Source organism: Catenibacterium sp. UBA627, assembly GCF_002299355.1.
Taxonomy (GTDB): Bacteria; Bacillota_I; Bacilli_A; order Erysipelotrichales; family Coprobacillaceae; genus Catenibacterium; species Catenibacterium mitsuoka.
Genome location: NZ_DBPF01000122.1, coordinates 36,293 through 49,196 on the forward strand (window position 1 = coordinate 36,293; position 12,904 = coordinate 49,196).

Consider the following 12,904-nt stretch of genomic DNA (forward strand, 5'->3'; position numbering starts at 1 on the left):
TGAAATTAAAAATTTATGGTGATTATGCTGGAGCCCAAAAAATGATTCATTATTTTCTAGAAGAAAAGGATATTCCACAGGCGCTTAGAAAACGTCTGGAAATTGAACAGGAAGTCATTGGTGTTATGGGTGGAAATGAATACCCATTTACTTATGATGAAGCATTGGAAATCATGACGAGCCATCTGCGTGATTTCAAAAAAGAAGAGTTAGATCATTTAAAAGAAATCGGTGCAGCAGATTGGGTTTATGTGGACGGCGAGGTACATTTTCAGCGTCGATTCTATGAAAATCTAATTAAGACACGTCCAGACTTCGCTGAACGTGTAATTGTAGAAAATCCAGAGAATAACAAAGAAAACAACCTGAATCAGAAGCTATTGAACGAAAATATACATTACATGAAGGAACATGGTGGAAGAACTGTACACACTCGTATACGTTCAACAATAAAAGTTAAGAAAGAATTCGAAGAGATAGGACGCAAGGTTCGTGTACATCTTCCGATTCCTAAGGTATATGAGCAGGTTTCTAATGTAGAGATTCACGCATCTAATCCAGAGATTACATATATAGCACCTGCTGATGCACCACAGAGAACAGTATATTTTGAAACTGAACTGAAAGAGAATCAGGAGTTTATGGTAGATTATTCATTTGATTACCATGTAAATTATGTGGAGTTAGATCCTGCCAAGGTATCTGAAGAACAGCCAGATTTCTGTCTGAAAGAGCAGGCACCACATATCGTATTCACTCCTTACTTAAGAGAACTAAGAGATGAGCTTGCAGGAAATGAGACAAATCCAATTATTTTGGCGCGTCGATTCTATGATTTTGTGACAACAAAAGTTATGTATTCTTTCATGAGAGAGTATTTTACAATTGAGTGTATTCCAGAATACTGTGCAATCAATCTGAAAGGTGATTGTGGTGTACAAGCACTACTATTCATCACACTTTGCCGTATGTCTGGAATTCCGGCACGTTGGCAGTCAGGTCTATATGCAACAAAGTATTATACAGGATGCCATGATTGGGCACAATTCTATGTAGCACCTTATGGATGGGTATTTGCAGACCCTTCCTTTGGTGGAAGCGCATGGCGTGAAGGAGACAAAGAGCGTTGGAACTATTACTTTGGTAATCTCGACATTTTCCGCATGCCAGCTAACTCTGAAATCCAAAAAGAATTCATACCGGAGAAAAAATGGCTCCGCATCGATCCGATTGATAATCAGAGAGGAGAATTTGAGTACGAGGATCATGGTCTTCGCTTCTCTCAGGTGGATGTATCACAGGAACTGATTTCTATGGAAGATATTGAAAAATAAATTATCATAAGTCTCGCTGTTAGGGACAGAAATGTTTGAAGAGGGGGTTTGAATGTTTCCTTCTCTTTTCTTTTTTGCACACAAAACATAAAAAAGGCATTACAAATAATGTGAATAGAAAGAGTTCATATCTGTAATGCCTTTTTCATTTAATTTGAATAATTATGTGTCTTTTAGTAGTAAATAAAGTGATGCTCAACACTATGATACGATTATAAAGGCATATGAGGGAGACTCCATAGCAATACAGGCTGTCCTTGACCACTATGCCGGATATATTGTCTATATGGAGACGAGTAATATTGATTCACACAGAAACAGCTATCAAGTTAACTTTTGTTCCCAAAAAGATATGAAAATCAATAGTTTTTGGAATGTAATCCTAAAACTATTGAATATTTTGTTATTTTTGGAATATAATTAGTAAAAACGAAGGGAGCATTATTATGATTATAGAAAGAAAAGAATATTTAGAAAAACTGATTGCATGGAAAGATAAGCAGTTGATTAAAATTGTTACAGGTGTACGACGTTGTGGAAAATCTATGCTTCTGGAAATTTATCGCAATTATTTAAAAGAGCATGGGGTTGAGGAAGAACAGATTATTTCTATTAATTTTGAAGATCTTGATTATGAAGAACTGACAGATTACAGAAAATTATATAAATATTTAAAGGAACGTTTGATTAATGGGAAAATGACATATATTTTTCTTGATGAAATTCAGAATGTAAAAGATTTTCCGAAAGTGCTGGACAGTCTTTATATTAAAAAAAACATAGATATTTATGTGACTGGTTCTAATGCATATATGTTGTCCAGTGAGATTGCGACTATGATTTCAGGAAGATATATTCAGATTGAAATGTTGCCGTTGTCTTTTAAGGAATATATGGAAAGTACTGGTAGCATGAATGACAGAGGAATTAAATATGCTGAGTATTTGCAGAATAGTTCATTTCCGTTTACATTGGAATTAAAAAATCAGCCAGATGAGATTAGAGATTATCTGGAAGGAATCTATAATACGATTGTTGTGAAGGATATTATAAACAGGAAAAGAATCACAGATACCATGATGCTTAAGAGTGTCTTAAGATTTGTGTTTGATAATATAGGAAATCCATTGTCCTCAAAAAAAATTGCAGATACGATGACCTCAGAAGGGCGAAAAATTGATACCAAAACGGTGGGAAAATATCTGGAGGCTTTTAGCGAGAGCTATATTATATATCAGGCAAAACGTTATAATATAAAGGGAAAACAATATTTAAAGACTCTTGAAAAATATTATATAGTTGATATTGGAATGAGGTATATGCTTTTAGGTTCAAGGCAGGCAGATGCAGGACATGTTCTGGAAAATATAGTCTATTTGGAATTGTTGCGTCGAGGATATGATGTGTATGTTGGAAAAATCGATTCATATGAAGTCGATTTTGTAGCACAGAATAAAAAGGGAACAGTATATTTCCAGGTAGCACTGACTGTACGAGATGAAAATACACTTTTGAGAGAATTAAGACCATTACAAGCAATACGAGATCATTATCCGAAGATTATCTTAACAATGGATGAAGAACCAGAAGAACAATATGAAGGAATTCGACGTATAAATGCAAGAGACTGGTTATTGGGGATTGTAGACTGAGCAAAGCAAAATGCTTTAAGACTGTAATTACTTTTTTCAATTAGTAGTCACAACAAGTCACAAAATCTTTATAGAAATTAGCACTCATCTATTGACAGTGCTAATAAAAGTGATATACTAGCATTAGCACAAGAGAAAGAAGAGTGCTAAAAGGAGTGATTGCGATGAATAGTGAAAAATGGACAGAAGCCATGCAGGAAGCATTTGGACGTGCGGCGCAGAGTGCTTTATCTCTTAATCAGCAGATTGTAGATGTTGAACATCTCATGTATGCATTATTAGAAGATAGTTCTGGTATTTTCTATCGAGTACTTACAAAACTCAATATTTCTATACCAGAAGTACAGGATTTACTCAATGATGAGATAAATAAGAAACCGAGTGTGGGACAGGTCACACAGGATCAGTTACGCTTAAGTTATGATTTGAATAGCTGGATTGCGAATGCGGAAAGAATTAAGACAGAGTATAAAGATGACTATATGAGTGTAGAACATCTTATTCTCGCACTGTTTAATTCGCAAGGTACCTTTATCAGAAACTTTGTATCTCGTTATCATCTAGATAAGAAAGCAGTAGAAAAAATCATTAAGGAAATGAGAGGAGGACATAAAGTGGATACTCCAAACCCAGAAAATAATTATGAAGTATTAGAAAAATACGGACGTGATCTTGTAAAAGATGTTAAAGATGGCAAGATTGATCCAGTTATAGGACGTGATGAAGAAATCAGACGTGTGATTCAGATCTTATCACGTAAGACAAAGAATAATCCAATTTTAATTGGTGAACCAGGTGTAGGTAAAACTGCGATTGTAGAAGGACTTGCTTGGCGTATAGTTAAGAACGATGTACCCGAAACATTAAAAGATAAAACTTTATTTGAACTTGATTTAGGTTCACTTGTGGCAGGTGCTAAATATCGTGGTGAATTTGAAGAAAGATTAAAAGCTGTTTTAAATGAAATCAAGAAATCTGAAGGACGAATCATTATGTTTATTGATGAAATCCATCAGTTAGTTGGTGCAGGTAAGACAGATGGTGCTATGGATGCGGCTAACTTATTAAAACCAATGTTGGCCCGTGGTGAATTACATTGTATTGGTGCAACTACACTTGATGAATATCGTCAGTATATTGAAAAGGATGCAGCCTTAGAAAGACGTTTCCAGAAAGTATTGGTACAGGAACCTGATATTGATGATACTATTGCGATTCTAAGAGGTTTAAAGGAACCATTTGAATCTCATCATGGTGTTCAGATTCAGGATAGTGCGATTATCGCAGCAGCTCATATGAGTGACCGTTATATTACTGATCGTTTCTTGCCAGATAAAGCCATTGATTTAATTGATGAGGCATGCGCTTCAGTACGTATGGAAATTGATTCTATGCCAGAAGAATTAGATACAATTACACGTGATAAGAATCGTCTAGAGATGGAAAGAATTTCAATTGAAAAAGAAGATTCAACAGAAGACAATGAAAAGAGACTAGAAGAAATCAAAGAGAAGATTGCTTCATTAAATGAAAAGATTTCTGGCTTAACTGAACAGTGGAAATCAGAAAAGTCTCAGGTTGATCATATCAAGGACTTAAAGAATCAGAAGGTTCGTCTTGAAACACAGATGGCACAATTTGAATCTCAGGGCAACCTAGAAGAAGCTTCTAAGATCAAATACCAGACTATACCAGCTATTAATAAAGAAATAGAAGAATACCAGGCAAAAGAAAATGATGATGCTCTATTACAGGAAAAAGTTACTGTAGATACTATTTCTGAAGTTATCTCTAGATGGACAAATATTCCAGTTTCTAAGCTGATGGAATCAGAAAAAGAAAAACTATTGAATCTTGAAGATATTATGAAGATGAGAGTTATTGGTCAGGATGAAGCAATTACTAAGGTCACTGATGCAATACTTAGAAGCCGTGCTGGTATCAATGATGAAAACCGACCAATTGGTTCATTCTTATTCCTAGGTCCTACTGGTGTAGGTAAGACAGAAGTAGCGAAAACTTTAGCAGAACAGCTCTTTGATAGCGAAAAGAATATTGTACGTATCGATATGAGTGAATATATGGAGAAATATAGTGTCTCTCGTTTATTAGGTGCTCCTCCAGGATATGTAGGTTATGAAGAAGGTGGACAGTTAACTGAAGCGGTTAGACGTGCTCCATATAGTATTGTTTTATTAGATGAAATTGAAAAAGCCCATCCAGATGTCTTCAATATCTTATTACAGATTCTTGATGATGGTCGTTTAACAGATTCTAAAGGTAATGTAGTTAGCTTCAAGAATACAATTATCATTATGACTTCTAATATCGGTTCTCAGTACTTGTTGCAGGGTAATAATGAAGAAACACGTAAAGAAGTGGATAATGAATTAAAGATGCACTTCAAACCTGAATTCTTAAACCGTATTGATGAAATCGTTATGTTCAACTCACTTGATTCAAGTGTTGTTTATAAGATTATTGATAAGTTTATTCATGAACTTGAAGGTCGTCTAGAAGAAAAGAAGATTACTTTAGAAGTCACTGATGCGGCTGAAAATAGAATTGCACAGGATGCATTTGATGCAACATTTGGTGCTCGTCCAATCAAGCGTTATATCCAGTCTCATATTGAGACAATGCTTGCAAGAGAAATTATCAAAGGTACAATTCATGCCAATAGTCATGTAATCATTGATTATGATAATGGATTTGTTGCGAGAGAATCATAAAGTGTAAAAGAAGATAGAATCCCCCTCTATCTTCTTTTTTTTCTATTGTCTTTTCAATGTTTCATAAAAATGTTAGAATGCTAGAGGAGAGATGACTATGCAGAGATATTTTATTAAAAACAATTATAGACAAAATGATATTATTATCGCTGATGATTCTATGTATAAGCATATGACTAAGGTTATGCGCATGGAAAAAGGCGAACATGTTATTTGCATTGATGAAGATAAGCATGTATGTTTGTGTGAAATCATAGACTTAAAACAGGGCTTATTACAGATTAAGGAAGAACTTCAGGAAGATAATGAATTGGATGTTGAAGTGACTTTAGTCTATGGGTTACCTAAGAGTGATAAATTTGAATTTGTGATTCAAAAAGCAACGGAACTAGGGGTTACACGTATTGTTCCATTACGTGCTTCTAGAAGTATTGTGAAGATGGATGAAACACGTTTTAATAAGAAAAAAGAGCGCTTTGTTCGTATTGCTCAGGAAGCAAGTGAACAATGTCATAGACAGATTGTTCCTGAAATTACGCCTCCTATTCAATTATCACAGCTTGAAGATTATTTATCTGAAGTTAATGTTGTGGCATATGAAGAAGAAAGTAAGAATGGTGAACACCGTGCTTTCACGAAAGCACTTGATGCACTTCATACTTCTATTACTATTATTGTGGGACCTGAAGGAGGTTTTGATCTTCAGGAAGTAGAAAAGATGCAGGCAATAGGTGTTGTGCCATGTTCTATTGGTAATCGTATATTAAGAAGTGAAACAGCACCTTTATATATGCTAAGTGTTATTGGGTATAGAAGAGAATTGGGGGATTAATATGAACTTTATTGCAGTCATTAATAAATACAGCAGGGATACAAAGTATACTAAGACAAAGTTGTATCATTATTGTGAAGAACATAAAAAAGAACTAGAATCAATGGATATTCGTTTTAAGATCAAATCTGAAATTGATTTATTCAATATGGAAATTGTCCTACGTTCGTTAGAAGGTAGAGATGCTATTGAAGGGTCTTATGATCTTTTTGCGGCAGGTCATTATGATATGTTTGAATATATCACTTATGAAGAAAAACGAAAGATGTTCAACAATGATCTCAAGAATGTTTTAGAAACGCTCCCTCATTTTTATGATGAAGAAAGTTCAAGAGATATTTATATTCCTGTCTATTCTCCTGATATTAATGGGTGGTATATCAACGATTATCAGATTCTCTTATTGAAGCAGCATGCTGAATTTGTAAAGAGTCAAAAAATCACATTAGATACCGCTTATAGATATTATGGACCTATTTTATTAGATACACCTTTTTCAAGTTTAGAAAAGATTTATGAAAATGAATCTCACATTGCCTACTATTATGAAGAATTGGGGACAATCTATTTATTTGTGAAAGAAGATTTCTCATTAATCTGCCGTATGGTCATAGGTGATGATAATCGTCATTCTAATAAGGTGTCTATCGAAGATGCGAAAGAATTAGTTAGTTATTATGAACGTGGTGAATATACACAGTTCATTGAATACATGCATGATCATCAGTTGATTAGTGATCATACATATAAGAAATTAAATAAGAAAGTGAAGTGAGACAATGGCAACAGTTGCTTTTCATACATTAGGCTGTAAAGTAAACAGCTATGAATCAGAGGCGATGTTAGAAATATTCAAAAAGAGAGGATATAAAACAATCGACTTCGAATCTCCTGCAGATGTATATGTTATTAATACTTGTACAGTCACAAATACAGGAGACTCTAAATCAAGACAGATGATCCGTAAGGCACATCGTACAAACCCTGAAGCAGTCATCTGCGTTGTGGGCTGTTATTCACAGGTTGCGAGTGAAGAAATCACAGGAATTGAAGGTGTTTCTGTTGTGCTAGGAACTCAGCATCGTGCATCCATTGTGGACTTTGTAGAAGAATATAAGAGTACACATAAACAGATAGTTAAAATTGAAAATGTTATGAAGGTGTCTCGTTTTGAAGACTTAAGTATTCATGCATTTGAAAATAAAACAAGAGCTTTCTTGAAAATTCAAGATGGCTGTAATAACTTCTGTACATATTGTATTATTCCTTATGCACGTGGAGGCGTACGTTCTCGTCCTAAGGAAGATGTATTAAGACAGGCTCAGGAATTAGTAGACAGAGGATTTGTAGAAATCGTATTAACTGGTATTCATACAGCAGGTTATGGTGTGGATTTAGAGAATTATTCTTTTTATGACCTATTGGTAGATTTGACAACTAAGATTAAGGGATTGAAGAGATTACGTATTTCTTCTATTGAAATGAGTCAGGTCAGTGATGAGATTATCGAACTTATTGGAAAGAGTCCTATTATTGTTGATCATCTTCATATTCCAATTCAGTCTGGCACAGATTCTATTTTAAGAAGAATGGCAAGACATTATAATACAGCTGAATTTGAAAAGAAATATTTTGAATTAAAGGAAGCATTACCAGGAATCTCTATTACAACAGATGTTATTGTAGGATTCCCAGGAGAAACAGAAGAAGACTTTGCAGATACATATAACTGGATCAAGAAGCTTCATTTCAATCAGTTGCATGTTTTCCCTTATTCAAGAAGAAAAGGCACACCTGCAGACCGTATGCCAAGTCAGGTCCCAGGTGACGTTAAGAAAGAACGTGTTAAAAGACTATTACAGTTATCTGATGAATTAAAAACTGAATTCGCATTATCTGAAATGAATAAGGAACTAGAAGTATTGATTGAAGAAGAAAAAGATGGCTATATGGTTGGTCATGCATCTAATTACTTAAAGGTTCTTGTGGCAGATACTTCTTTAAAAGAAGGACATATTTATAAAGTGAAAGTAACAGATCATCGAGGTTATGATTTAATCGGGGTGGTTTCTAGTGAAGAGGCTTAATGAGCTTTTTAAAGTTGAAAGTGATTTGAAGATTGAATCTATACATAGCGATTCTCGTTATGTAAGAAAAGATTCTATCTTCTTTTGTATTGAAGGACTTGTGACAGATGGTCATAAATATGTGGATGATGCTATTTTCCAAGGGGCTAAATGTATTGTCCATTCTAAACCATTGCGTCGTTATTACCAGGGTATTGTCTATATTCAAGTACCTGATGTTCTAGATGAACTCAATCGTGTGGCAGATCTTTTCTATGATCATCCCTCTTATAAGATGACAGGTATTGGAGTAACAGGTACAAGTGGCAAAACGGTAGTGGCCCGTGTTGTTGCACGCTTATTAGGTCGTTATTTAAAGATGGGCTATGTAGGAAATAACGGCATAGAATATGGAGCCACTATGATGCAGATGACAGGAACAACGCCTGACCCAATCTGCCTTCATCGTAATTTCTACAACATGGTTAAGGAGAATGTAAAAGGCTTTACTCTTGAAGTATCGTCGCATGGTTTGGCTTTAAAGCGTGTTGATTCTGTTAATTTCAGTATTGTGGTTTTTACAAACGCTTATGAAGAACACATGGAATTTCATGGTACGATTGATAATCTGATGGTTTCTTATGAAAAACTCTTTAGATTATTAAAAGAAGGTGGTTATGCTATCTTAAACGCAGATGAAGTGCGTTTTAATCATTTTCTTTCAATGAATTATAAAGATTTGTCAGAACATGCAAAAATCTTAAGCTATGGTATTCATCATAAAGCAGATATTATGGCTCGTAATATTGAATACTTTATTGATCATTCAACATTTGATATATGTATTAAGAACCGTTTATTTCATGTAGAAGTTCCAATCATTGCACCTTTTAATATTTCAAATACACTTGCAATATTGACAACACTTTATGCCTTAGAGATGACACCTGAAGAAATAGTCAATGCGATTAAATATATTCAGCCAGTAGAAGGGCGTATGGAGGTTGTACCTGTTAAACAGCCTTTCCATATTATTGTAGACTATTGCCAGCACGCACATAACTTTGAAGAAGTATTTAAGTTTGTACATGGTGTAAAGGGAAATGGTCATTTAATTGCGGTATTTGGTGCACCAGGTCGTAAAGATATCCATAAAAGAAGCAAGATTGGTGCTTTGGCTAATAAGTACTGTGATTATGTCATTTTGACAGAGCAGGATGAAAGAGATGATGATATTGAAGGAATCTGTGAGCAGATTCAAGAACAGATTGTAGATCCAATTTCTGTTATCATCACCAATCGTCGTTTTGCGATTCAGCAGGCTATTGATGCAGCCTGTGCAGGAGATGTTATTCTTATCCTAGGAAAAGGTCATGAACAGTTCATGACATCTCTGGTAGGTAACACACCTTATCCTGGAGATAAATTCATTGCACAGGAGTATGCAAAACAGTTATATAATCAGGAATTGGAAGAAGAATTATAGATTTAAAATAAGTTATCAAATTACATGAATAAAAGTCAAAAAAGACTTGCATTATTTAAAATCATTGTGTATAATCATATTCGAATTTAGCGGTAAAGGGGGGAAAGTTCAATGGCAAAGACAGTAGTAAGAGAAAATGAATCTTTAGATGATGCTTTACGTCGTTTTAAGAGACAAGTTTCTAGAACAGGAACCCTTGCTGAAGCTCGTAAAAGAGAATTCTATGTTAAACCTGGTTTAAAGAGAAAAATGAAATCAGAAGCAGCTAGAAAGAACCAGAAGAAACGTCATAGATAAGATTTATTTTTAGAAGAGTCATCTGACTCTTCTTTTTTTCAATGAAAGGATGATTTTATGGAAAAGGTAATTCAGTTGAATGGATACAGTTTAGATGCCATGCAATTGTTATGTGGTCCGCATGATGAAAATATCGCATTATTAGAAGATGAGTTTGAAAATGCAATCAATGTACGTGGTACAGATATTTATCTTGATCATAGTGATCCAACACTAGAAAAAGTAATTCATGTACTTCTCAAACTGACTAAGAAAGATGTACGTATTTCTAAAAGAGATGTTGTATATGCTATTAAATTAGGACGCAATGGAAAACTTGATGAAATGGATTCACTTTTTGATATTCATATTGCGCGTACAAGCCATGGTAAGATCATCTATCCTAAGACTATGGGTCAATTAGAATATTATCATGCCTTAAAGGATCATGATGTTGTATTTGCGATTGGTCCAGCTGGAACTGGTAAAACATATTTATCTGTTGTATTTGCTGTACAGGCATTAAAGAATCATGAAGTACAGAAAATCATTTTAACTAGACCTGCCGTAGAAGCAGGAGAGAACCTTGGATTCCTTCCAGGGGACTTAAAAGAAAAGATTGATCCTTATCTAAGACCTCTTTATGATGCACTTTATGATATGTTAGGTGCAGAAAATACAGAAAAACTGATTGAAAAGGGTATTATTGAAATTGCACCACTTGCTTATATGCGTGGTCGTACACTAGAAGATGCTTATGTTATTCTAGATGAAGCGCAAAATACAACAGACAATCAGATGAAGATGTTCTTAACACGTCTTGGCTTCAATTCTAAGATGTGTATTACAGGGGATATTACACAGATTGACTTACCTAAACAGACAACAAATGGCTTAAAGCACGCCATGAAGATCCTAGAGGGTGTTAAAGGAATCTCTTTTGTTTACTTAACAGCACTTGATGTTGTTCGACATCCGGTTGTTGCTAGAATTATTGAAAAATACGATATGAACAAATAAGACTGATTGTTTCTGATCAGTCTTTATAATATTTCAGTATTTTCTTATGAGCAGTAGGAATTGTGATTTCCTCCTGCTCTTTATTTGTATAGAAATTTATTGAGTGTTTATTCGCTCTAAAAATATAAACATGCATATACCATGTACGATGGGTGAACACATGCTTAAAATCCTTTAAATGAGATAATACTTCTAATTCTATGCCATAATCTTCTTTAAATGCCTCTATAAAGGAATAAGGACTCTCCACCTCATATTGCGGGAGTAAATACATATTTTCTAGTAAGCCATTTTTATTTTTAATAAGCATGACTTCATCTTCATAAACAACTATACCTGTAATATAAGAGATACTCTTCTTATTTACTTTCTTGATGTTGATAGGAAGAACTTCCTGCTTATTTGTTGAATAAGCCTGACAATGACCTCGAAGTGGACACTCTTCACAATGAGGATGAACAGGGAGACAGATTGCATTCGCAAAATCCATAATACCTTGATTAATTTGAGCTGAATCATAACCAACTACGAGCTTATTTCCTATCTCCGTAATTTTCTTTACAGTCTTGTTTGAGGCAATATTATCCTCTATCGCATATAATCTGCTCAATACTCTTAAAGCATTCCCATCAACTGCAATATAAGGTTTATGATAGGCAAAACTCATAATAGCACTTGCGGTATAGGGTCCTACACCAACAAGTGAGAGAATATCTTCATAATCCTTAGGAAAATGATTCTCAATCATCTGTGCGCTCTTATGAAGATGTAATGCGCGACGATAATAGCCTAATCCCTCCCAGTATTTATAGACTTCTTCTATTGAGGCATCAGATAGAGTTTTAACATTTGGAAATCTTTCTATAAAGCGATTGTAATAGGGAATCACTGCAGTGACGGTTGTCTGCTGCAGCATGATTTCACTCACCCATATCTTATAAGGGTCGTCTATATCTCTAAAAGGGAGAACACGTTTATTCTCTTTGTACCAATTTATTAATTCTTCTTGTATATTCATTTAAATCACCATGAGTCATTATATATTATAGGTGTATTTTTGTCTTCAAATATGCTAGAATATAGGTACAAACTAATTCTTATTAGGAGGTCAATAGTATGAAACTGATAATTGCGATTGTGAATAATGATGATAGTTCAACTGTTCAGAGCGCTTTAACTGAAGGTGGTTTCTTTGTTACAAAATTAGCCACTTCAGGAGGCTTCTTGAAGAAGGGAAATACAACATTCTTCGTAGGAACAAATGATGATAAGGTAGATGGCGCAATTGAAATCATTAAAGCAAATGCCAAGAAGCGTGTCGAAAAAGAACCTACAGTTCCACCTACAGAAATGGGTGAATTCTTTACACCAATCATGGTAGATGTACTTGTTGGTGGTGCTACAGTATTTGTAGTTGATGTTGATCGTTTCGAGAAAATCTAATAATTGAGAAAAAAAAGGATGGTCAAACCATCCTTTTTACTTTAATATAGTCAACAGGTGATT

General features: G+C 34.5%; 12 protein-coding genes. 11 read left to right on the forward strand and 1 reads right to left on the reverse strand.

Translation table 11 applies throughout. The features are described from left to right. From B2S90_RS08120 to B2S90_RS08165, 10 genes are all read left to right on the forward strand, one after another. Positions 1–1,334 (forward strand): transglutaminase-like domain-containing protein (locus B2S90_RS08120; protein WP_286696857.1); only part of this gene is annotated, 1,334 nt, incomplete at its 5' end. Between the two features lie 214 nt (positions 1,335–1,548). Continuing rightward, positions 1,549–1,758, forward strand: coding sequence for a helix-turn-helix domain-containing protein (locus B2S90_RS08125; RefSeq protein ID WP_279078931.1), 210 nt, complete (start codon positions 1,549–1,551; stop codon positions 1,756–1,758). A 22-nt stretch (positions 1,759–1,780) separates the two neighbouring features. After that, the gene (locus B2S90_RS08130) at positions 1,781–2,986 is read left to right on the forward strand and encodes an ATP-binding protein (protein ID WP_055289134.1); all 1,206 of its coding nucleotides are present in this window, start codon (positions 1,781–1,783) and stop codon (positions 2,984–2,986) included. A gap of 164 nt (positions 2,987–3,150) precedes the next feature. Continuing rightward, complete coding sequence (clpB, locus tag B2S90_RS08135; RefSeq protein ID WP_055289837.1) at positions 3,151–5,718, forward strand: ATP-dependent chaperone ClpB; 2,568 nt, start codon at positions 3,151–3,153, stop codon at positions 5,716–5,718. A 97-nt stretch (positions 5,719–5,815) separates the two neighbouring features. Next, positions 5,816–6,550 (forward strand): RsmE family RNA methyltransferase, encoded by a 735-nt coding sequence (locus B2S90_RS08140; protein WP_286696858.1) that lies wholly within the window; start codon positions 5,816–5,818, stop codon positions 6,548–6,550. Between the two features lies 1 nt (position 6,551). Next, positions 6,552–7,325: a hypothetical protein gene (locus B2S90_RS08145; RefSeq protein ID WP_055234556.1), complete on the forward strand. Its 774-nt coding sequence runs from the start codon at positions 6,552–6,554 to the stop codon at positions 7,323–7,325. Positions 7,326–7,329: 4 nt separating this feature from the next. Further along, the gene (gene mtaB / locus B2S90_RS08150; RefSeq protein WP_286696859.1) at positions 7,330–8,637 is read left to right on the forward strand and encodes a tRNA (N(6)-L-threonylcarbamoyladenosine(37)-C(2))-methylthiotransferase MtaB; all 1,308 of its coding nucleotides are present in this window, start codon (positions 7,330–7,332) and stop codon (positions 8,635–8,637) included. Further along, a complete protein-coding gene (locus B2S90_RS08155) occupies positions 8,624–10,102 on the forward strand; it encodes a UDP-N-acetylmuramoyl-L-alanyl-D-glutamate--2,6-diaminopimelate ligase (protein WP_055234560.1) in 1,479 nt (492 codons plus the stop codon). Before mtaB ends, B2S90_RS08155 begins: the two co-directional genes overlap by 14 nt. A gap of 111 nt (positions 10,103–10,213) precedes the next feature. Continuing rightward, complete coding sequence (rpsU, locus tag B2S90_RS08160; protein ID WP_055234561.1) at positions 10,214–10,399, forward strand: 30S ribosomal protein S21; 186 nt, start codon at positions 10,214–10,216, stop codon at positions 10,397–10,399. A 57-nt stretch (positions 10,400–10,456) separates the two neighbouring features. Then, a complete protein-coding gene (locus B2S90_RS08165; protein WP_055234563.1) occupies positions 10,457–11,398 on the forward strand; it encodes a PhoH family protein in 942 nt (313 codons plus the stop codon). Between the two features lie 16 nt (positions 11,399–11,414). Here B2S90_RS08165 and B2S90_RS08170 read toward each other — a convergent pair whose 3' ends face one another. Next, positions 11,415–12,416 carry an A/G-specific adenine glycosylase gene (locus tag B2S90_RS08170; RefSeq protein WP_286696860.1) on the reverse strand — a complete coding sequence of 334 codons (1,002 nt, stop codon included), beginning with the start codon at positions 12,414–12,416 and terminating at the stop codon, positions 11,415–11,417. A gap of 98 nt (positions 12,417–12,514) precedes the next feature. On the opposite strand from B2S90_RS08170, the gene B2S90_RS08175 reads away from it, so the two are divergent. Further along, positions 12,515–12,841: a cyclic-di-AMP receptor gene (locus B2S90_RS08175; protein ID WP_006505142.1), complete on the forward strand. Its 327-nt coding sequence runs from the start codon at positions 12,515–12,517 to the stop codon at positions 12,839–12,841. Positions 12,842–12,904: the final 63 nt, after the last annotated feature.